The following is a 20,122-nucleotide window of genomic DNA, read 5'->3' as shown; positions in this document are numbered from 1 at the left end:
ATACGCGGCAGCCTACGGCGCACACCACGCCCCGCAACCCGCTCAGCCCGCCGTCACATCCATCTTCTCCACCACGTAGAGCCGCTGGTCATCGCCGCCGCCGAGGCCGCCGATGACCCGCTCGGCCTCCGCGCGGGTGGCGTACCGGCCCACCCGATAGCGGTGGCCGCCTTCGTCCTGACGAATGACCTGCCAGGGCAGTCGCGTCCCGCCGTCAGCCATCACGCCACCCCATCCGCAGCACCGCGCGTCATCCCGTGCCCCTCCCGGGCCGTTACCGAAACCGCATTCTGCATATGCCCGAGCCTACGCCCGACCTTCACTCAGCGGATATGGAATGGCACAAAGAGAAACCGAACCGGCCACCCGCGGGCCCCCGGCGAACCGGGAACGACCTGCGAGTGGCCGGTGGAGCCGTACGGCTCGGTGGTGCGGAAGCGGGGACGGGCCCCGGGCGCGGCGCCGGTCAGGCGTCGCTGCGGACCTTGCCGTCCGAGGGGCGCTCGTCGTCGGGACCGTCGCCCTCACCGGAGCGCTGGGCACCGACGGTGGCCTTCTCGGCCGACTCCTCGGCCTGCTCCGCCGCCTGGATCTCGGCCTCGACCGCGACCAGCGAGGGGTTCCGCCACGAGCTGCGCACACCCCAGAAGTAGAACGCGAGGCCGATCAGGACGACCACGACGATGTCCACACCCTCGGGCAGATAGCCCTTGCCGCCGAACTCCTTGCCACCCGCGTACGAGACGACCGCCATCACCAGCAGGTACGTCACCATCCAGGCACCGGCCTTGAGGTGCGGGCGCAGCTCGGCCCACGGCTTGCGGCCCTGGGAGAGCGGCTTGCCGATCTCGTACCAGGCCCAGACCGGCAGACCGACGGCCATGATCAGGATGACCTTGCCGGTGAGCGGCCAGCGGCCCCAGTAGAGGACCAGCGAGCCGAAGACCATCGCGATCGGGGCGATGACCGGCATCACCTTCAGCTGCACCGGCCGCTTCAGACCGGGCGCCAGACGGCGCAGCGACATCACGGCGACGGGGCCGGTGATGTACGAGATGACCGTGGCGACGGAGACGATCTCCGCCAGCGAGCCCCAGCCGCGGAAGACCGCGAGGAACAGGAAGGCGATGACGAGGTTGAGCACCAGCGCCGGACGCGGCACACCGGTCTTCTTGTCGACCTTGCCGAAGATGCCGGGCAGGTGGCCGTTCTCCTGCACGCCGTGGATCATGCGCGAGGTGGTGGCGGCGTAGATCATGCCGGTGCCGGACGGCGAGATGAAGGCGTCCGCGTAGAGCAGCATCGCGAGCCAGTTCAGGCCCCAGGCGATGGCGAGGTCGGCCAGCGGGGAGTTGTAGCCGAGACCGGCCCAGCCGCCGGAGGCGGAGAGCTTGTCGCCGGGCACCGCCATCAGGAACGCGACCTGCAGGGCGACGTAGATCACCAGGGCGATGACGATGGAGCCGATGACGGCCTTCGGCAGCGAGCGGCCCGGGTTGCGCGCCTCGGCGGCGAGGTTCAGCGGCGACTGGAAGCCGTTGTAGGCCCAGACGATGCCGGAGACCGCGACGGCGGTGAAGACCGAGCTCCAGCCGTTCGGCGTGAAGCCACCGGCGTCCTTGATGTTGCCGGTGTCGAAGTGCGCGATCATCAGCGCGCTCGCGGTCAGGATCGGAACGACGACCTTGAAGACCGTGATCGCGGTGTTGGTCTTCGCGAACAGCGTGATCGCGAACCAGTTCAGGAAGAAGTAGAAGATCAGCAGCACGCTGGCGAGGGCGACGCCGGTGCCGGTCAGCTCCTTGCCGTCGTACAGCGCCTGGGCCCAGCCGAAGTCCCACGAGCTCATGTACTGGACGGAGGCGGTGGCCTCACCGGGGATCACGGAAACGATCGCGATCCAGTTGGCCCACGCCGCGAGGTAACCGGCGAGCGAGCCGTGGGAGTACTGGCCGTAGCGGACCATGCCGCCGGCCTTCGGGAACATCGACCCCAGCTCGGTGTAGGTCAGGGCGATGGTGAGTGCGACGACCGCGCCGATCACCCAGGCAAGGATGGCGGCGGGACCGGCGATGGCAGCGGCCCGCTCGGCCCCGAAGAGCCAACCGGAGCCGATGATGGACCCGAGACCAGTGGCGGTCAGGGCGATGGTCCCTAGGGACCGGCGGTAATTGGAGTGCGAGCCCTGCTCCGCGCTCGGGGTCTTCGTCGTGCTCACGTGCTTGGTCTCCTGGTCTTCCCCCGTGCCGTGCACAAACTTCGCCATCGTAAGAGCGAATCGGATGATCGGATTCCCCCACCCGGCGAAAAGCCCCGCCACAGCGAGCGGGTGTGACTATTCCCACGGCACAGTGCAGCCGACAAATAAGAATGAATACGGACAACGAGCCCGCATGAAACTGGCGTTACGGGCGGTACCAGGACCCGTCCCGAGGCCCCGTATCCGTACGCCCGTCCCCCTCTTCGCTTCCTCCCGCCCCCGTCACGCCGGATCTATCTGACCGGCAGGTGATACGTCACGCGGTGCCGGTCGGCGAGGGTGACCACATCGGCGGTCTCCACGGGCCGCCCCCCGGCGAAGTACGTCCGCGAGATGACGAGCACAGCATGGCCCGGCACACCGCCCAGCGCCATGGCTTCTTCGGCCAGCCCCGGGCGGGCGCCGACCTCCTCCACGACGTTGTCCACCACGACGTCGATGGCGGCCATCCGCTCGACCACCCCGCGCCCCGCCAGCGGCCCCTCCTCGGGCAGCATCACCGGCGTGCGGCCGGTGATCTCCAGCGGCTCCCAGGACGTCGACACCATCACCGGCTCGCTCTCCGCGCGGAAGACGTACCGCGTCCGCATCACCCGCGCGCCCGGCTCGACCCGCAGCCGCCCGGCGACCGCGCCGCCCGCCTCCTCCTGCCGACTGCTCGACTCCCAGCTGCCGGTGACCCGCTCGTCCGTCTGCTCCTGCCGGAACGGCGTGCAGGACGGACCGGTGTGGTGCCCGGCGCGGGCGATACGGCGGTGGGCCGGGCGCTCGCGCACATACGTACCGGAGCCGGAACGCCCCTCGACCAGCCCCTCGGCCATCAGCACCTTGCGCGCCTCCAGCGCGACGGTGTCCGAGACGCCGTACTGGGTGCGGATACGTGCCTGCGAGGGGAGGCGGGTGTGCGGCGGCAGCACACCGTCGACGATCTTCTGACGCAGGTCGCCTGCGACACGGAGGTACGCGGGCTGCTCACCGAAAGACACGTGCCTCTCCCAACAGCTTGGCAGTCGGTGACAGCGTGGCAACTACGCGTCGCCACCCGCAACCTTGGGCCAGAAATTCGCCCAATGTGATGACGCCCAGCTCACCCCGCATAACGATCAAGAAATGGGGTGACGGGGACGCCGCGGGGGCCGCACCCGAGGGAGACCCATGACCGGCACCCCGACCCCGCTCCCCGCCCTCCCCGACGACTGGCACCGCGCACTCGCCGTCGCCGCCCACCCCGACGACCTGGAGTACGGCGCGGCCGCCGCCGTCGCCGAATGGACCGCCTCCGGGCACACCGTCACCTATCTCCTGGTCACCCACGGCGAAGCCGGTATCGACGGCCTGCCGCCCGCCGAGTGCGCCGCGATCCGCGAACGCGAGGAACGCACCGGCGCCGCCCTGGTCGGCGTCGACACCGTCGAGTTCCTCCACCACCCCGACGGCACCCTCGCCCCGACCCTCGCCCTGCGCCGCGACCTCTCCGCCGCCCTCCGCCGCCACCGCCCCGAACTGCTGCTCACCCTCAACCACCACGACACCTGGCCCGGCGGCCACTGGAACACCCCCGACCACCGCACGGTCGGCCGCGCCGTCCTCGACGCCGCCACGGACGCCGGGAACCGCTGGATCTTCCCCGACCTCGCCACGGAGGAGGACCTGCTCCCCTGGAACGGCGTCCACCGGATCGCGGTCGCCGGATCCCCCACCCCCACCCACACGGTCGAGATACGGGACGGCTTCGACCGCGCCGTGGCCTCCCTCGCCGCCCACGACAGCTACATAAGAGGACTCGCCTCCCCCGAGCCCCCCACCACCGATCCCGCCGCCTACGCACGGGAATTCCTTGACCGGACCTTGAACCCGACACAGGACGGCGCGGCCCGGATGGTCCGCTTCGAGGTGTTCTCCCGGTGATGACCACGGGCACCAGCTCACGCAAAAAGGTCATCAACCATGGGCGGCGTGGCTGAAATTGACCCCTACGGCTGGGGATTCGATGAGTGAGCCACGGTAACGGTCCCACAACTACAGGATCGGATAACCCTTTTGGGGACTTTCGAAGACGAGCGAGGGCAATGGCCTCGCCCTGACAAGGCCGAGAGCGACCCCGCCTCGGCAGATACGCATGAGGGGCCGCCCCCACCCGGGGTCGGCCCCTCATGACCTGACGCTCACCAGATCGCCACGGCGATACCGCGAGGCGTCAGACGTTGAAGCGGAACGTGTAGTGCAGAGCTCCCACCTGCGGAAACGTCACCCTTGAGGATCGCATCCAGCACAGATCCAGCACAGTCAGAACTTGAGAGGTGGGCGGGATGCCGTGTTGGCTGCCTGCCGCAGGTTCGACCGGCAGTCCAAGTCACCGCCGTGAACCTCTACCCCGGAAGAGTCGCCACGCTGTCACCGGGCCGGCCATCGCGAACGACGCGACCGCTACCCACACACCGATTCCCAAGAGCACGCCACTGGTCTCGTGATCATCAACGATTGCAGCGATGATCATCAGAAGAAAATAGAATGCGGCATAGGCCCAGAAGATGAGGAATGCGATACCCCATCGAGATACTCCTTTCCTGGTGGCAGGCTCTCGATTCCCGAGCCCCTCAAAGCGAACCTCATTGATTCGGCCGGCCTGCACAAAAGCGCCATGGAATTCAGAGTTGCTTACCTCATTGTGCACTTCTCGATCTGGGCTTTCCTCCACGCCAGCAAGATACGCCCGGAACTCCGGCCGCCGCCAGCCCACGGACGGTCCGGATAAACTGGTACATCAGGCCGTCGGAATGTACTCGGAGGACTCCTCCGGGGCCTCGCTCGGGACCTCGACGGGCACCGGCACCATGGCCTTCTGCATGATGGCACGGCAGCGATCCCACGCCTCGGGGACGAGGTGACCGTAGATGTCGACGGTGGTCTTGATCGACTTGTGTCCGAGCCAGCGGGAGACCTCGTGGATCGGGATGCCGGCCGCCAGCGCGGTCGAGGCGAAGAAGTGGCGGAGCGAGTGCGGGTGGTATTTCGGCTTACCGTCTGTGTCCACGAGCCCAGCCAACCTGCACGCCTTCTTGAAGTGGTAGGTGTAGGTGTTGGCAGTGGGCATGATGCCCTTGCCGCGCTCGCGGGGTGCGAAGTACACCTTGACCTGCCGCGCCTTCCCTGCCGCATTCTGGAAGGTGAGCGGGATCGGGTCCCACCGATCCGTGTGCGCGTCGATCTCGTCGCAGACGAACGGGGCGGCTGGCACGTCGCGGTACTCACCCTCTTCGCGGTGCTTGAGCGGCACGAGGCGGGTCTTACAGTCCTCACGGTGGGCCTTCGAGCTGATCTGCCAGCGCACACGGATGACGTCGTCGCGGAGGCATCCGGTGTGGAAAGCGAGGGCCTCGCTGACCCGCAGCCCGGCGCCGGCTTGGAGCCAGATGGTGAGCTTGTACTGCGGGGACATGTGCTCGTGAAGGAGATGGACCTCGGAGAGTGTGGGAATCTCCTCCTCGTCGACCGCACGGCTACCGGGGGCGTTCTTCACCTCCTTGGTCGGGTCCTCCTGAATGATTTTCTCTTCCTTGGCGGACCAGAAGATGTGTTTCACCATCTTCATGCGGTCGTACACCGTGCTGGCGGCGAGTTCCTTGCTGATGGCCGCCCTGAAGTGCTCGACGTCCCGCTTCGCGACTCCGGCCATCGTCTTACGGCCGAGCCGGGGTATCAGGTGTTTGTCGATGAACCCGCGGTAGTTCGAGAACGTCGAATCGCCGATCACGCGACGGCTGAGCCAGTCCTCCACGTAGGCCCGGACGGTGATCTTTCCCGCATTGGGGTCGATGTACGTGCCTACGCTCTTGTCATTTTCGACCTTGCTGGCGAAATTGTCCGCCGCCGTCTTCTTAGTGAAAGACTCTTCGCGCTGCCGGGCAGTGCGCCCGCCCGGTTCCCGGTATCTGACCGTCCACTCGTGACCACAGCGAACCCCTTCACAGGGGTAGAGCGGGCTATTCTTGTCGGTCTTGCATCTCTGAAAAACGGTAGCCATAGGCCCCCTTCCGTACTGGGGCATGGCAAAGCCGCTACCCGTAGTTGTCGTCGAGGTACGCGACGATGTCGCGCTCACGGAATCGGAGGAGTCGGCCAACCTTTTGGGGCCGCAATCCCCACGTCCGGTATTTGTTCTTGACGGTGATCTCGCTGACCTTCAGCCATGCGGCCACTTCTTCCGGCGTCAGAAGCCGGTTACTGCCGCCCCGACTCAAGGGGCAGGCTCCTCGCCCCGCATGGCGGCGACGAGGGGATGCACGGCCGCCTGCGCAAGGGCCGCCGACTGCACTTTCTCCTGATCCGCCTTGAGCCTGCGGACGCGGGCCGGCACCAGTGCCGGATCGGAGAGACCAAGGAGCTTGGCTATCTCGTCCAGGAGTTCCTTCGGGTCCCCGGCCGGGGTGTGGCTGGCCGAGGACTGCACCCGGCATTCCTGGCCTGACACCCCGAGGACCCACCCCCAGCCGTTCGCCGCAGCCTTCTCGCTGTACTTCAAGCGGCGGCCCCGGCGTACTCAGCGCGGGAGAGCGAGGTCAGGTGGTACATGCCGTACTCGCACTCGTAGAAGCGGTTCTCGCGGTAGAGCCCGCGGCGGTTGCCCTTGCGCTCCCCCACGCGGTCGCGCTTAGCCTGCGCCCTGCCGAGCGCCTTGGCGGCGGTCCGCTCGTCGTCGTATCCGCGCTCCTTGCCGCACTCGCAGCGGCTGAACGCCACGGCCCTGATGGTCATGCCTGAACTCCTTGATCTACTTGCGGAACTTGTCGCACGGGCAGGTCGGTATCTGGCAGGCGCCCCGTGCGGCGCTTGCGGCGGAGTGGGTGAACGGGGCGTGGCCGCACTGCTCGTCCTGACAGAAGCCCTTCCACTTCTTGCCGTCGTGGTTGGCGAGCATCAGGCCAGGCGAGTTGAGTTTCACGAGGTGGCCGGCCCCACCGAACGCCATCTTCGAGGCGAAGGCGCGGGCCTCGGCTTCGTTGCCGAACGGCGCGAAGTTCAGCCCCCGGCTCCCGTCGCTCCAGGTGTGAACGAGGGCGACCCAGTCGCGCATCTGGAGGATGTCCCCGACTTCCTTGATCAGCGCCTTGGCCATCTGGTCGGCGCTGTCGAAGCCGGGGTCCTCCAGAAGTGCCTTCACCGCGTCGATCTCCTCCCTGCGGGGGGTGATCCTCACGCGGCGCCGAGGCCCTTCACCGAGACGGGATAGGCGAAGAAGTCCGCCCTCACCGGCTGTGCGAATCCTGGGACGAGGTAGGCGAACCCGTTCGCCTTCACGCCGCTGTCGCCCTCGGCGTCCTCGAACTCCGAACCGTCCGGCAACTCGTCGAGTTCGGCCGGGCTGTTGATGGTGGTGCTCACGCGCCCCTCCTCTCGAAGCCAAGATTACGCATTCACTCCGCCTTGCGCAAGTATCGCAATCAGGGAAAGAGAAGAGCCGTAGTGCTCGCCCGGAGCCCTTCCAGGCTGGTGTTCAAGATCGTCGCGTCGAAGTCCCAGTGAGCGAGGGCGTTCTCGCTGATGTGGTCGGAGCCTTCGATCAACGCCTGGCTCGGGCGCCGGATCTCGACCACCAGTCCCCCGCGCTCCCGGATGGCGTCGGCCTCGTTCGGGAACCGGACGTCGGTGACGACCACGGGTTCCGTCCACGTTTCGTAGTCCCGGAACAGGGCGTCCACCCACACCTCGGCACCGAGCACCTGACGGCCGGCCTCGGTGCCGAGCCGCTGAAGATACCCCCGCGCTTCGGGGAATTCGCGTTTCACGTACTCCCAGCCGTGCTGGTCGACCTCGGTCGCGACTGTGGTGGTGCCCGCCTCGCTGAGCGGGTCGATCAGGACGGGGTTGACCGCGTACAGCATGTCCCTCACGGGGTCGGCGAACGCCTTGCGGCGCCACCCGAGCTCGACGAGGCAGCAGGCCGCGGTGTCCTTTCCGGAGCCTGCGGCGCCCGCGAAACCGATCAGTGGGATGTTCATGATGGTGGGTCCTTTCATACTTCGAGGCTGTCGACGAGCCGGAAGAGACCGGGCGCCCGGACGCGGCCCTCGCACACATCGCAGTCGCAGTCGTGCAGGCAGATCCGGCACGTGATCTCGTCGCAGTACGGGTCCGGCCCGTGCCAGGTGTGCCACGGGGCAGGGTCGGGGCAGTTCCAGGCGGCGCAGCCTCGGTCCTTCGACCAGGTGGGGTACCGAATGTGCTCGCGCTGGCCGAGGAGCCCGTGCACCAGAGGCTCGCCGGGGCACAGGAACACCGAGCGCTGGGCGGTGGCTTTGTCGAGGAAGGCCGCGCGGCAGCGGAGACACTGCCAACGCTGCTCGGGCCTCTTCCGAAGTGCGTGCTTCACGCGGCGGCGGCCAGGTCGAAGGCAAGGTCGCCGAGCCGTTCCGCGGTCTCGTGGGGCCACAGCGTGACCGAGTTCGAGCGGGTGGGTTCGGCGCCGGGCTCGTCGATGTAGAGGCGCCACTTCGTTACACGCCGCCCCGAGTCCTGAACAGTGACTTGCTTGGGCTCCACCAAGAGCACGCCGGTCCGGGTGACCGTGCGGCCGAGGGTGTTGTTGCCGGTCGCCCGTACCTGCTCCCCGCTCCGGAGTTCTGCGATGGGCACTGCTCCGGGGCTGGCTGCTGCCAGCGGCTTGACCGCAGGGGCAGGCTCCTCCGGTTCGACGGGTGCGGGGGCGGCCGGCCGCTGGGCGGGGGCGAGTATCTCCAGGTCGCCGAGGGTGCCGAGCTGTTCGCGGAGTTCCTCGATCGCCCGTTCCAGCTTCTCGGCCTCGGCGATCTTCTCCTCGATGGCGCGGAGCGTCCTCGTCTTACGGCTCGGGTTGTGTGCTTCCGCGTACGTGACGGCCTGGTCGTACATGTGGAGCTCGTCGGCGTAGTGGGCTTCGAGCACCGCGCGGAGGGCGGCTCGCGTCCGCTGGGTGCCTGCGTCGGACATCTCCGAGCGGCGCCAGTCGTCGGTCTTCCTGCGGACGCGGAACCGTTCCGCGTCCTCCGGCTTTGTGATGTAGAAGAGCTTCGTCTCCTCCAGCTCGATGCCGTTGATGGTCAGGTGGGCCGTCCGGTTCGAGTATCTTCCGGAGCTGGCGAAGAGGTTGACCTCGCTCGGCAGGAGCTCGAAGTCCTTGTTCTCGTCGTTGGTGAACTGCGGCTGGACATGGACCAGACCGGTCATGCGCGGGCCGGTGATCTCGTAGGACGTGGTCCACGTGCGCTCGCGCTCGGGAACTCCTTCGCTCGACACGCGGCGAACCGCGACCTTCCCGTACTCGGTGTCCACCTCGGTGATGCCGGTGGTGTTCATGTGCTTCTCCTTCGGTGATGTGTGATCGGCCGGGCGGCCGTAGATGGTGCTGAGGTGGGCTCGGAGCTTCGACTCCCACGGCTTCATGAGGAGGGAGCCGACGACGACGCAGCTCATAGGCGGGGCGACGACGTCGCCGATCTGCTGCGTGCAGGAGGAACGGGAGCCGGTCCACGGGTAGCCGGACGGGAAACCGACCAGGAGCGCGGCCTCGTCGAGGCTGAACCGCCGTTCCTTGTCGTGCTCCCAGTACCAACCGCGGATCTTGCTGGTGATGCCGGTCGCGGGTCTATCCGCGCTCCAGCAGTTGCCGCCCGCCGTCTTGCGAACGCCCCGCGTGTTGACACGAACGCCAGTCGGCCAGCCGAGGGCCTCAGCGGCCGTCGTGGTCGCGATCGGCTCCTTCGGGCTCAGGGAGCCCATGTAGACGTAGGAGTGCCGGGCGGCCATGAGGAAGACGCGCTTCCTGCGGCTGGCAAGTCCGTAGTCGACAGCGTCCAGGACGCGGCACTCGGCGCTGCACCAGTCCGCCGACCACAGTTCCTCGCGGATGCCGTCGAGGACGGCCTCCGGCAGGGCCGCGCTCTGCTCCATGGCCAGCCAACGGAGGTTGTCCCACCGCGCGGTGAGGGTCAGGGACCAGATGAGCACCTCGGCGAGCAGGCCGATCCGTGCGTCGGTCATCTCGGCTATCGGTGCCCTCACCTCGTCCAAGGAGAGCAGGGGCCCCGTGAATCCGGCGTGTCCGTCCCACTCCGGGTCGTCGCAGACCAGGCAATCGCCCTCCCACTCGCAAGGGCGGGAGTCGTGCCAGTGCCCGAAGGTCGCCTCGAAGGCCATGCTGAACACGTCCAGGAGAAGATCCTGGTTCTCCGGGTCCTGCCCGGCCCTCTTCCCGGCCGGGGTCCAGCACTGGCACGGAGCCGAGACAAGCAGCCCGCGCACCCAGCGGAGGGCCGGATGCTTCGGGTCAAGGGCCCGGACATCGGCGACGATGCGTTTGAACCCCGCTGCACGAGCGGTGGCCGACGCGTCCTTATGGACTTCGACGCCAACCGTGTCAAGGTCATGTTGGAGTACGTCGCGCACCCCCGCATCCCAACCACCGGGACCAGCAAAGAGGTTGATTACTCGATCAGGGTCTTCTGGCTCAGGAGGGAAGAGCCAGTGCACAGGCCAGGGAGCCGCAAGTTCCTCCAGTTCCTCGGTCGACATGCCGCCGAGGTCCAGCACGTCGGGGGTCCCGAGGGCTCCGGCCGTGTCGAGGCGTATCGGTGCGGCGGGCATCATGCGTCTTCGTCGTCGAACAGGCAGTCGTAGCCGGAGCAGTCGCAGATCATGAACTCGCTCCAGAGCCCGCCGTATTCGCAGAGTCCACAGACGGCCCACTCGCGGACGCTGAGCCGGATGGACAGGGATATGCGGCACCGGGGGCAGCCCAGGTGAGAGCGGCCGTTCACGCGGTGCCCCCCATCAGGTCGTACCGGGTACGGTCCGCGGCCGGCATGGCAGCAGGCGAGAACCAGTCGAGCGGTTCGTGCTGGTTCCTCAGCTCCTGGACAGCGAGGTGATCAGCAGCTTCCATCCGGCCCGCGAGTTGGGCGTGCTGGAGCACCTCGTCAAGAAGGGCGTTCGGGTCAACGTCTTCGGGGCTTCGGGACCACTTCATCTCATGCGAGAAGTGGATGGTCGGCTGTGCCTGTCGGATGTGGGCGGCGGCTCGGCCTCCGCCCCAAGTGACGGCAACGTGATAGGTGTGGTTCGCGAAGAACCGGGCGTCCGAGGCGTTGAAGCCCACGGCGCCATGAGTAGCGCTCATCGTGCGTATCCTTGGAAGCGATGCTGGCTGGCATCATCAGGCGGAGGACACCACTCCTCCGCGACCCGCGCTCCAGCGGGTTTCGCCGGGCGCCCGACCCCCACCACTTCACCTGGCAGGGGTTGGGCGCTTGTGCCTCAGTAGGTGTCGACGACCTCGACGACTTCCTTCGCCTGGATCTCGTAGAAGGCCGGGGCGAGCTCGTACCACTCGTCCTCGTTGTCCTCCAGGAAGTCCCGGAGGGCATCGTCGTCGGAGACCTCTCCGTCCTCGTCGAGGAACTCCTCGGGTACGTCGATCTCGATCTCGATGTCTCCGTGCGTGATCTCTTCGACCGTGAACTTGATGGTCTTCTTCATGACGGTGGCTCCCAGGTGGATTCGGACGCGGCACGCCGCGCAGGTCAGGTCTTCGTCGAGGAACTCGGGCACGTAGCCGCACTCCACGCAGGCGTGGGCGTACAGCCCGGCCGCGGTTTCGAGGTCAGCCGATGTCGAAGACATAGACACCGCCTCCAGGCGCGTCGATCGAGCAGTAGGCGCCGGAAAACAGCTCCACGGCAGCGCGGTCCCAGTCGATCCCGTTGAACGGCCAGCGGGCCAGGAGCTGTTGTTCCTCGCCAATGAGGACCTCTTCGGCGCACACGCGGGCGAAGTCGGCCTCGCTGTCGTGCTGGCCCCGGAACTCGTCCCGGAAGCGTTCGAGGTCCTCGGCCAGGTCGTCTCCGCTGTCGCCGTACTCGCTGAACCATGCGGCGAAGGGGCCGTGTTCGTACGGCAGGATCTCGCGCAGAGTCTTGGCGATCTTCGCGGCGTGATGCGGGGAGCACTCCCCCACGATCGCGCCGAGGAAGTTCTCGTGATCCATGACCCACAGCTCGTCATGGTCGGTCGGACGGCCATGGAGGTCGCCGCCGGACACCAGGTCGGCGGCGTCGGCCTCGTACCAGTCGCCGACTAGGCGGCCCGCGTTGTAGCAGGCCAGGCACCCGATCCACACGCGGGGCGTGTCCAGGTATCCCAGGGTGATCATGTGTTCCTCACTGTCGATGTGGGCTGGCTCATCAGGCGGGGCACACCACTGCCCCGCGACCCCCTCTCGGGGGTTTCGCCTGGTGTTCGGTCAGAGCTCGGCGTCTTCGATGACCGGGCGGACGCTGCGCCAGCGGGTGACGCCCATGGCCTTGCTGATGCCGTCGGAGGCCGCTTGGAGACCCCGGGCGCACTCGGCGCAGAGGAACTGTTCGAAAGCGAGAGAGCGGGTCCACGGTCCGCGTCGCCCGGTCGCTGGGCCGCACTGCTCGCACTGGCCGCCGCCCTTGATGTGTTTGAACACCACGGCCTTGTACTCCGTGTGCGGGCTGGTTGATCGCACGTAGGCGTGCGTCTGCCGGGCAGCAGCCCGAAAGGCGTGCCGGAAGCCGTAGTCGAACCAGGTGCCGCCGTGCCGCCAGACGTCGCAGGCGTCACCGTGGTCTTCGAGGTTCTCGTGCTCGGTGTCGCAGATGTAGAGGTCGTAAGGCCAAGTCACCAGTCCACCCCCAGCTCCTTCGCCAGCTCCTCGGCAGTCGGAGGCTCTTCTACGGAGGGGTGGTGCAGCTCCTCGCCAGGCGTCGGCTCATTGAGCGGGGCGTAGACAACCTGTTCGGAGAGATGGGTGTCCCTGCGTGTGGTGTGCCATTCGCCGGTGGACGGGTCGTAGTAGTCCTCACGCCGCTCGCTGACCTCGCGGGTGACCTTGATCATTCGGGCAGTCGCCTTGTTGTTGTCCATGTCGTCTTTCGGGTACGGGGCCGCCCGCCCCGTGACGGGGCGAGGCGGCCGATTGGAGTTATGCGGACAGGCTCTGACGCCGGCTTGAGTCGACACGGGGGTTCGTGCCGAGGTCGGCGCGCTCGCCCGCTGTGACGCCCTCATGCCAGCCGGAGCCGGTCAGGCGGCGCTTCGGCGCGGAGCGGATCTTCGGGTGTGCGGCCTTGAAGATGGCCCGGATGGTGTCCTCGCGCTTGGCGAGTACCAGCTCGGCCTTACCGCCGAGCTGTCGGTCCGCCTCGTCAACGGCGGCCCGCTCGGCGACGCCGAGGCGTTCGGTAACGGCGGAGCGGAATCCGGCGAGCCATGTCTTGCGGTAGGCGGTCGTCGACTCGCCCGGCAGGGGACGGCCCTTCTTCATGCCGTTGAACGCCTGGAGCAGGAGGGAGGTGTAGAGCATCTCCGCTCGGTCGAGCACGGACTCGTAGCCGTGTATCTCGACCTTCTGTACGTACTTGCCGGAGTCCCAGTCGTAGGACCGCCACCGAACGGACTGGCCGCCGAGCGCATCGACGACCGACATCAGCAGGTTCACGCGGTCGAGCAGGTAGGAACCGCTCTCGATCACGACACGCTTCGTGGGCTTGTCGGTCTCCGGCAGGGACTCGGCGATCATGGCTCGCTCGATGCCGTACTTCGACATGAGATCGGCGGCCTTGGCGAAGTACGCCTGGGACTCCTCCGGTGATGCGGCCGGGTCTTCCGCCTTGGCCAGGATCGCGCGGACCTTGGCGAGCATCGGATGGTTCTGCTGGTCGCTGTGCATGTGTACCTCTGGATCTTGTGATGCGGCTGGCGTCTTCAGGAAGCGGGCACCACCCCGCCCCGACCCCCGAAGGGGTTTCGCCGTGGGTCAGCCCTCGGACTGAGGAATCACCTCGGCCTCGTGAAGCCCTTTAATCCAGAAGCCCGCGTCCGCAATGTCTTCCATCTGGCGGCGGAGGAAATCGGTATAGGCGAGTAGGTATTCGTGGGCAGGACCAGAGGCGTCGCAGAGCTCCCGCCTCGCTTGGTCTAGAGCAGCTCGGTCGCGTGCCTCCTGGCGGACGAGGGCACCGTGTACCCGGTCGGCGTGGTCCACTACGAACACGAGTGCCTGCGCCTTGAGCGAATTGGCCCCGACCTTTCTGACCCCCCGAAGGGAAAGGCGAGCAGTGCGTAGAGCACCGGCTTCGACCTTTATTTCCGTCACTGTGTGCAGCAGGCCCGTCAGGGAAGCATTGTGCCCCTCGACGTACTTCCTGTGAGCTGTTTTCAACTGCGCTATCCGGTTCTCGTGGTACTCGATATCGATCCGGAGCGCACGGTCGATACCTTCGCCGTATATCTTCACGAGCTTGACGCAGTTCAGCTCGAAGGTTTCGGCACTGAGCCTCAAGGCGTCTTTCTTCATGTCGCTCTCTTCTTATAGATGTTGGCTGGCATCGTCAGGAAGCGGGCACCACCCCGCCCCGACCCCCGAAGGGGTTTCGCCTTTGCGGCACACGGGAATTCAGCGGCGATAGACGGGGATCGAGGTATCGGGATCGCCTTCCCACGCGACCCACTCCCCGTAGAAGCCGATGCGGATCTGGGTCTTCCCCTCACGGGTCTCTCGGATCAGAACCTGGCCGACTCGCCAGGCGTCGGAGCTGTTTCGTCTGGGATTGGCGGCCAGGCCGATGACCCAGTCACCGCCCCTGACCTCTCGGGCAGCCACCGGTTCTGAGCGCATGGCGTAGGACAGCCCGTTGGAGCAGGTGTCCCAAGTCCGGTGGGACCGACGTGGCACCCCGCGCATATCGGGGATGGTGATGTCCTCACGCACCGGCCACCTCCAGGAGGGCGAGCTGTCCGGGGATTTCGTTGCGCATGAAGGTGCGCCCGAGGTCGAGGAAATGTTCGCGTCTAGCGGCGTCGTACGCGTCCCGGACGTCGTCCCAGTCCACCTCCGCGTCCTCCCACTGGTCCAGCTCCCAGAACAACTCGCGGCCGAACTCGCGGATGGAATCGTGGTCTTCGGACGAGTCGAACGGGTAGTGCAGCCGGATGTCCTCCAGGACCTCGTCGAGGTTCGCCGTGAAGCGCTCGTGGCGCTGCTCGCAATAGTCGTCCTCGGAGATGACGGGGTAGTCGTGCTTGACGTACTCGGCCAGGGCGACGGCCGTGCGGAACGCGGCGGTGTACGTGCGGGTGCCGTGGCAGTCCGGCTCGCAGCCACCCTCGAAGACCTGGACGTAGAGCTGCGCCACGTCCCAGGCCGAGGAGCCACCGCCACACTCGTAGACCTGCTCGTCCGAGACCACGGTGTCGGTGCGGCCTTCGTCGGCGGCGGAGCGAATCAGGTCACGCGCCACCTCGAAGTTCGACTTGTCGCCGATCCACCCGGCGCGGTTGTCGTTCCAGGTGAACATCTCGACGTGCGTGGGCTGGTCCCCGTCGAGGGGGTTGCCCGTGTGCCACGTGGGCCAGGCGGCGTAGTCGTCATCGAGGCCCTCGGCGTACTGCGCGAGAGTCTCGTCCGACGCGGGGTCGTACGGGTGCAGCATGTGTCCTCGCATTCGGGGTGAGTGGCTGGCTCATCAGGTCCCGGACACCACTCCGGGCACGACGCCCCGCACCACGGTGGTCGGGGCGTTTCGCCTGCAACGGCCGCCCCACTTCCTAGTGAGACTGACTGTCAGTTAGCTAAGATATCGCAATCAGGGCTAAAAATAACCCACGATCGTGTCGTGGGCGCCTACCTCGACGTGGCAGTCCGGCCCGTCGAACGTGACACCTTTCCCCTGGACCTTCAGGTCAAGGAGCCCGGAAACATCCTCCGCCCGGATCGGCTCACCGTCATTACGGCAGAGGTCTTCGAGCGTCACCTCGATCGTCACCGTGGTGCGGTACTTCCGTGGAAGCGGGGCCAGGTCGAGCACCTTCAGGAACTCGTCTGCCGTCTCGCGGTCGATCTCACCAGCCTCGAAGACCGCGCACAGCTCTTCTCGCACTTGGTCCTTGAAACGGTCCAGCTCGCTCCGCAGCGTGTTCACATCAGCAGCCAGCCCCCTGGTCACCTTCTCCAGAGATTCCTCCACATCACCCAGAAAGCGGTTCTCTGAAATCAGATCACCCACGATGCCCGAAGCGTTGCCCACAGCAGTGGACAACGAGTCGCGCTCACACGCCACCTCGAAAAGCCGCTTCCTCAAATTGGCGTTCTGCTCCCACAGGTCAGGGTTGGACAACACGTCCGCCTGCTTGGCGAAGTTCACGCCGGAATCCATCTTGAACGTGTCAGTCATGTGTCTCCCATCGGACAGGGGTCGCCCCTCGGCCGGCCCCGATGCACACCCCACCTCTTGATGGGGCGCTGTCACCCAAGCGCACACAACAGCGCGCTTGAGTCGCAGCACCCCACCGGACCCGAAGGCCCGGCGGGTGCATCCACGTTCACGTTCTGGAAAGTGTCAGGCGCACTCGCGCCATCACGTCTCTTCGATCAGTGCAGCCAGGCATCCCGCCCCACACGGGCATTCCAGGATGCCAACCACCCGCCCCACATGGGCATTTCAGGTGGCTCGATGGCTGCGAATATTCGCGTTCACTGTTGAGTTCTCAAGGATCGGGCGGTGCCTTTCTGTACCAACCCCTCTCGGGGTGGCCTCGGTCCGGCCGCCCCTGGCCAGTCACCCAGCCAGGCCCGAGTTCGGCGCACTCGGAGCGCTCGGGCACTGCGGTCTTCGCTTCTCGCGCTGACCTTGCCGTACTCCCTGCGACAGCTCGCTTCGCAGAGCGGCCCCCCGCTCCCTCGGGGGTGGGGCACCCGATGCCCGGATGCTGGCGTGATGGTCATTTCCGCCCGGCCTGTCGGCCTTGCGGTGGTTCCGACCCTAGCGGATCTTCCCCGGTCTGCCAAGTTCTCGCATTCACTTCAACTTGACGGCCAGCCCAAGCAGTTGGCGGCACCGCATCGTGCGGCCCGTTCTCAGTTGCCCGGTTCGGCGTGGTTCCCACCGTAAGTGGCGAGTCCCGACATTGTCAAAGTGTCGCATTCGCTTGACCTTGAGGCGGCCCAGCTTCGAGCAAGGCGCGCAGCGCCTGGCTCGTTGACCTGCCCGCCCGCCGCCCCGCCCACCCGCCTTGCGGCCGGTCGGTGTTGGCGACGGGTCAAACACTCTCACGGCACCCCGACCAAGCGCAAGTCTCGCAATCGCGGGCCGGTTGTCTGCTTTGGGGGGTGCGGGGGGGGGCGCGTCGGTGTGCGGCGCGCGAGGGTAGCGGAGGCCCGGCCGGGCCCTACGGGGTGGGGGTACGACCCCCGGTACGAAATTCGCCGGACCGCCACGTCTTAGCAGCTCGGGTCCTGCCACGGTTCCAAAGTCACCGCAGATTCCAAACGGAATTTCCAAATACCAGTTGGGAACCGTATTCGCCATTCCCACCAGGGAGTTGGGTTATCTTCGTGTGGCGCGGCGCCTTCGTGCCACTGCGCAGTTCTCCACCCAGACTCCCGGATGTTGCCCCGTCGAGCAACGCCCGGAGCGCTGTCTCGCAGGGGGCAGCGACCGTCGATGAAAAGGAGACCTGCGCATGGGACGGCACCGTGCGGAGAAGGCGCAGTTACCTCGCCCGGCGTGGCAGGGTGCTCGCGTTCTCCGAGGGTTGACCCGGCTGCGGCCGGTTTCAACCGCCTTCCTCGGGTCGCTCGCCGGCCGCCTGCTGGCGGACTGGTTGGCTCACGTGAAGGGCTGGTTGAACTGACCGCAGCCGGACAGACACCCCTCTAGACGGACCTGTTCAAGGTCCGCCCTGGGGCCGTCTCCTGGCCGAGGCGGCCCCACGGGGCGGGTGAATGCTCACCCGCAGTCACTGTACCGACTTGTCTCTTAAAACTTGCGGGTATGGCCCCCCATGGGTCAAGTTTTAAGAGTCGTGCTGCGGAACCGGAGCTCTTCGAGCCTCGTCAGATACCGGCATCCGGCGGCGCCCCCAAGGGAGTTCGGCCAGCTTCGGCCCCAACACCCTCTCTTCGTCGGCCAACACGGAGAGCAGCAAGACCGCGGACCCTGCCGGCCAGAAAGGGCCGAATCCATGGCCGTCGCGACCACAGAACGGAAGAATGCCGACACGGTGTGAACGGCCACAGCTCACAGGGAGTTTCCGGCCGGGAAAGGGGTCACCACGTGTCGGTCAACGGCGACAGGGCCAGCGTTGAGGCTCACGCGCAGTGGTTGTTACGCCTGCTGGACCTTAAGAAGGTCAGCAGAGCCCCGCGGATCGACTGGGGCACGGGCGTGGAGCGGCTCGGTGCCTACCGGATGCCGCTGGAGCACTTCACCGACGCGATCCCCTCCAGCAACGAGGCCGCACTGAACTGGCGCGAGGCCGAGCGCGACGATCCGTCCGACGACGTGTTCACCATCGCCACGCCGGCCGACGTCGAGTATCGGCTCAACGTCGCCGTGGTTCACCGGTGCGACGCTGTGGGCACGAGAGACCACGGGAGGATGCTCGTCCGGCGCGTGCGCTTCGTCCGACGTCCCATTGCCCCCGTGCCTCGATCCGCTCGCCACATCATCGAGCTGGCGACGCTCGCCGTCACCGACGAGGAGAAGGGCATCGCCGAGACAACAGTCGCGTACTACGGCACCGACGGCGGCTCGGGCACCAGGTTCACGAATCTGTTCACCGGGGCGCCAGCCGATGCCGGAGAGGATTTGCTCCTGCGCGTCAGCCTTGGCCTTCAGTTCATGCGGCGCTACGACTGGCACGTCCGGATCAAGGGCCCGAAGGGCACTGGCCTGCTCATCCCCGCCACGGCGGCCGGGTGCCGGGAGCTGCTGGCGGAGCGGGACCTCGCGGATGGCGAGGTACGCCGTGCGGCACTCGTCCACCTCGTCTCCGAGCACCAACGCCGAACGCCTTCGGCACGGCGCGATTCCGCAGACCCCGCCGACCTGACCTGGGTCCGCGAGCACAGTCGTGGAAGGCGGCAGTTCACCTGGAACGGGATGCGTGGCGAGGTACTGCCCGCCCAGGACGTGATCGACCGGATCTCCGCCAGGGTCTAGCGCGTGTGGTGCCCTGCGCCCGTGGCAGGGCACCACACGCCAACCGGCGTGGTCAGACGGTCTTCACGGCTCCGAGGTAGCGGTACCCGGACCGCTCCGAGCAGCCGAGCCGTTGGGCCAGCGTCTTGCCACTGACCGTGGCTCCTTCGGTCTCCATGGCGGCGACGGCCTCTTGCACGACCGCCAGAGGAACGGCCTTCTTGGCACTGCGGCGAGGCTTCGACTCTGCCACGCCAGCCGCCGCCACTCCGCCGATCAACTCCTCCGCCCACACGTCAGCTTCGGCCGCCGCCTCCTCGGCTTCTTCGGCCAGCCCTTCGAGGGCGTTCTTGATGGCGTGCGCCTTCGACGCGACAAGGCGGCCTTCGAGGTCCAGGGCCTCGCCGAGATCAACCGTCATGAGGGCGAGGGACTCCTCCAACTCGGTGATCCGCTGCTCGGCGGTCACCGAGGCCGACGGGGTCGCTGCCATGTGGAGCATGTGTGCCACGACAAGGGGTGGCACCGCGGAGACGACGGCGACAAGGATGGCGGACGTCGCCATGTAGCCCCGGTCGATCAGGTGTGCCACGACCTGTGCTGACAGTGCCAGGCCGAGGGCGAGACCGGCGCCGATGGTGGCGGTGACGCGGCCGGGTGCCTTGGCGCGGCGGCGCAGGTCGGAGATGACGGCGGCGCACGCGGCGTAGACGGATATCGACACCGGCATGAGCCAGGTGATCCAGCCGTGCCAGCCTGCCAGTTCTGCCATGCGGATCTCTCCGGGGACGGACATGACCAGGGCCATGGCGAGGACGAGTGGACAGCCGCCGGTGACGACGGAGCGGGCGTACCAGGGGGTGTGCATCGGAGACATGGGGGT

At 66.9% G+C, this 20,122-nt stretch carries 27 protein-coding genes, 5 other RNA genes and 1 pseudogene; 2 read left to right on the top strand and 31 right to left on the bottom strand.

Going from position 1 to position 20,122, the window contains the following annotated elements; genetic code table 11:
* Positions 1–42: 42 nt before the first annotated feature.
* The 3 genes from IF23_RS0124250 to IF23_RS0124240 all read right to left on the bottom strand — a co-directional run bounded on the left by IF23_RS0124250 (position 43) and on the right by IF23_RS0124240 (position 3,246).
* Positions 43–222 (bottom strand): hypothetical protein, encoded by a 180-nt coding sequence (locus IF23_RS0124250; RefSeq protein ID WP_030287124.1) that lies wholly within the window; start codon positions 220–222, stop codon positions 43–45.
* 244 nt (positions 223–466) lie between these two features.
* Positions 467–2,218 carry an APC family permease gene (locus IF23_RS0124245; protein ID WP_078654228.1) on the bottom strand — a complete coding sequence of 584 codons (1,752 nt, stop codon included), beginning with the start codon at positions 2,216–2,218 and terminating at the stop codon, positions 467–469.
* 275 nt (positions 2,219–2,493) lie between these two features.
* Entirely contained in the window at positions 2,494–3,246 is a 753-nt protein-coding gene (locus tag IF23_RS0124240) for a GntR family transcriptional regulator (RefSeq protein ID WP_030287120.1), read from the bottom strand.
* Between the two features lie 169 nt (positions 3,247–3,415).
* Here IF23_RS0124240 and IF23_RS0124235 point away from each other — a divergent pair, with 169 nt between their 5' ends.
* Positions 3,416–4,168, top strand: coding sequence for a PIG-L deacetylase family protein (locus IF23_RS0124235; RefSeq protein WP_030287118.1), 753 nt, complete (start codon positions 3,416–3,418; stop codon positions 4,166–4,168).
* A gap of 445 nt (positions 4,169–4,613) precedes the next feature.
* On the opposite strand, the gene IF23_RS34190 is transcribed toward IF23_RS0124235, so the two are convergent.
* The 27 genes and pseudogenes from IF23_RS34190 to IF23_RS0124135 form a co-directional block, all read right to left on the bottom strand.
* Complete coding sequence (locus IF23_RS34190) at positions 4,614–4,958, bottom strand: hypothetical protein (RefSeq protein WP_157848079.1); 345 nt, start codon at positions 4,956–4,958, stop codon at positions 4,614–4,616.
* 66 nt (positions 4,959–5,024) lie between these two features.
* Positions 5,025–6,308, bottom strand: coding sequence for a tyrosine-type recombinase/integrase (locus IF23_RS34675; RefSeq protein WP_245655088.1), 1,284 nt, complete (start codon positions 6,306–6,308; stop codon positions 5,025–5,027).
* 10 nt (positions 6,309–6,318) lie between these two features.
* On the bottom strand, positions 6,319–6,501 hold the full coding sequence (locus IF23_RS0124225) for a helix-turn-helix domain-containing protein (RefSeq protein ID WP_030287115.1): 183 nt from the start codon (positions 6,499–6,501) through the stop codon (positions 6,319–6,321).
* A complete protein-coding gene (locus IF23_RS0124220) occupies positions 6,498–6,782 on the bottom strand; it encodes a hypothetical protein (RefSeq protein ID WP_157848078.1) in 285 nt (94 codons plus the stop codon). Before IF23_RS0124220 ends, IF23_RS0124225 begins: the two co-directional genes overlap by 4 nt.
* A complete protein-coding gene (locus IF23_RS0124215; RefSeq protein WP_030287111.1) occupies positions 6,779–7,015 on the bottom strand; it encodes a hypothetical protein in 237 nt (78 codons plus the stop codon). Before IF23_RS0124215 ends, IF23_RS0124220 begins: the two co-directional genes overlap by 4 nt.
* Before the next feature lie 16 nt (positions 7,016–7,031).
* Positions 7,032–7,457: a PH domain-containing protein gene (locus IF23_RS0124210; RefSeq protein WP_030287109.1), complete on the bottom strand. Its 426-nt coding sequence runs from the start codon at positions 7,455–7,457 to the stop codon at positions 7,032–7,034.
* Positions 7,454–7,642, bottom strand: a complete 189-nt coding sequence (locus IF23_RS0124205; RefSeq protein WP_030287107.1) for a hypothetical protein — start codon at positions 7,640–7,642, stop codon at positions 7,454–7,456. The genes IF23_RS0124210 and IF23_RS0124205 overlap by 4 nt, the downstream gene beginning before the upstream one ends.
* Positions 7,643–7,701: 59 nt before the next feature.
* On the bottom strand, positions 7,702–8,259 hold the full coding sequence (locus IF23_RS0124200) for a deoxynucleotide monophosphate kinase family protein (protein ID WP_030287105.1): 558 nt from the start codon (positions 8,257–8,259) through the stop codon (positions 7,702–7,704).
* 14 nt (positions 8,260–8,273) lie between these two features.
* Entirely contained in the window at positions 8,274–8,630 is a 357-nt protein-coding gene (locus IF23_RS0124195) for a hypothetical protein (RefSeq protein ID WP_030287103.1), read from the bottom strand.
* A complete protein-coding gene (locus IF23_RS0124190; RefSeq protein ID WP_245655092.1) occupies positions 8,627–10,432 on the bottom strand; it encodes a DNA cytosine methyltransferase in 1,806 nt (601 codons plus the stop codon). Before IF23_RS0124190 ends, IF23_RS0124195 begins: the two co-directional genes overlap by 4 nt.
* Before the next feature lie 12 nt (positions 10,433–10,444).
* Positions 10,445–10,807, bottom strand: a pseudogene (locus IF23_RS35665) (DNA cytosine methyltransferase); the annotation flags it as partial.
* Between the two features lie 71 nt (positions 10,808–10,878).
* Positions 10,879–11,052, bottom strand: coding sequence for a hypothetical protein (locus IF23_RS34185; RefSeq protein ID WP_157848077.1), 174 nt, complete (start codon positions 11,050–11,052; stop codon positions 10,879–10,881).
* On the bottom strand, positions 11,049–11,411 hold the full coding sequence (locus tag IF23_RS0124180) for a hypothetical protein (RefSeq protein ID WP_030287097.1): 363 nt from the start codon (positions 11,409–11,411) through the stop codon (positions 11,049–11,051). The genes IF23_RS34185 and IF23_RS0124180 overlap by 4 nt, the downstream gene beginning before the upstream one ends.
* A 21-nt stretch (positions 11,412–11,432) precedes the next feature.
* Positions 11,433–11,499: hammerhead ribozyme type II (locus IF23_RS33080), an RNA gene on the bottom strand.
* A gap of 49 nt (positions 11,500–11,548) precedes the next feature.
* The gene (locus IF23_RS0124175) at positions 11,549–11,914 is read right to left on the bottom strand and encodes a hypothetical protein (protein WP_157848076.1); all 366 of its coding nucleotides are present in this window, start codon (positions 11,912–11,914) and stop codon (positions 11,549–11,551) included.
* Entirely contained in the window at positions 11,895–12,410 is a 516-nt protein-coding gene (locus IF23_RS0124170; protein WP_157848075.1) for an antirestriction protein ArdA, read from the bottom strand. Before IF23_RS0124170 ends, IF23_RS0124175 begins: the two co-directional genes overlap by 20 nt.
* A gap of 50 nt (positions 12,411–12,460) precedes the next feature.
* Positions 12,461–12,524, bottom strand: an RNA gene (locus IF23_RS33075) — hammerhead ribozyme type II.
* A 9-nt stretch (positions 12,525–12,533) separates the two neighbouring features.
* Entirely contained in the window at positions 12,534–12,941 is a 408-nt protein-coding gene (locus IF23_RS0124165; protein WP_030287093.1) for a hypothetical protein, read from the bottom strand.
* Complete coding sequence (locus IF23_RS0124160) at positions 12,938–13,183, bottom strand: hypothetical protein (RefSeq protein ID WP_030287091.1); 246 nt, start codon at positions 13,181–13,183, stop codon at positions 12,938–12,940. Before IF23_RS0124160 ends, IF23_RS0124165 begins: the two co-directional genes overlap by 4 nt.
* 58 nt (positions 13,184–13,241) lie before the next feature.
* On the bottom strand, positions 13,242–13,988 hold the full coding sequence (locus IF23_RS0124155; protein ID WP_030287089.1) for a DUF2786 domain-containing protein: 747 nt from the start codon (positions 13,986–13,988) through the stop codon (positions 13,242–13,244).
* A 20-nt stretch (positions 13,989–14,008) separates the two neighbouring features.
* An RNA gene (locus IF23_RS33070) (hammerhead ribozyme type II) lies at positions 14,009–14,071 on the bottom strand.
* Between the two features lie 4 nt (positions 14,072–14,075).
* Entirely contained in the window at positions 14,076–14,615 is a 540-nt protein-coding gene (locus IF23_RS0124150; protein ID WP_030287088.1) for a hypothetical protein, read from the bottom strand.
* Between the two features lie 19 nt (positions 14,616–14,634).
* Positions 14,635–14,697, bottom strand: an RNA gene (locus tag IF23_RS33065) — hammerhead ribozyme type II.
* 17 nt (positions 14,698–14,714) lie between these two features.
* A complete protein-coding gene (locus IF23_RS0124145; protein ID WP_030287086.1) occupies positions 14,715–15,029 on the bottom strand; it encodes a hypothetical protein in 315 nt (104 codons plus the stop codon).
* Complete coding sequence (locus IF23_RS0124140; RefSeq protein ID WP_157848074.1) at positions 15,022–15,762, bottom strand: hypothetical protein; 741 nt, start codon at positions 15,760–15,762, stop codon at positions 15,022–15,024. The genes IF23_RS0124145 and IF23_RS0124140 overlap by 8 nt, the downstream gene beginning before the upstream one ends.
* A 7-nt stretch (positions 15,763–15,769) precedes the next feature.
* An RNA gene (locus IF23_RS33060) (hammerhead ribozyme type II) lies at positions 15,770–15,846 on the bottom strand.
* 63 nt (positions 15,847–15,909) lie between these two features.
* The gene (locus IF23_RS0124135; RefSeq protein ID WP_030287082.1) at positions 15,910–16,491 is read right to left on the bottom strand and encodes a hypothetical protein; all 582 of its coding nucleotides are present in this window, start codon (positions 16,489–16,491) and stop codon (positions 15,910–15,912) included.
* 1,881 nt (positions 16,492–18,372) lie between these two features.
* On the opposite strand from IF23_RS0124135, the gene IF23_RS0124130 reads away from it, so the two are divergent.
* Positions 18,373–19,260: a hypothetical protein gene (locus tag IF23_RS0124130; RefSeq protein WP_030287080.1), complete on the top strand. Its 888-nt coding sequence runs from the start codon at positions 18,373–18,375 to the stop codon at positions 19,258–19,260.
* Positions 19,261–19,312: 52 nt separating this feature from the next.
* Here IF23_RS0124130 and IF23_RS32235 read toward each other — a convergent pair whose 3' ends face one another.
* Positions 19,313–20,116, bottom strand: coding sequence for a hypothetical protein (locus IF23_RS32235; protein ID WP_051739852.1), 804 nt, complete (start codon positions 20,114–20,116; stop codon positions 19,313–19,315).
* Between the last annotated feature and the right edge of the window lie 6 nt (positions 20,117–20,122).

The sequence above is a fragment of the Streptomyces catenulae genome (assembly GCF_000718015.1).
GTDB lineage: Bacteria > Actinomycetota > Actinomycetes > Streptomycetales > Streptomycetaceae > Streptomyces > Streptomyces catenulae.
This window is presented reverse-complemented; position numbering and strand designations above follow the sequence as displayed.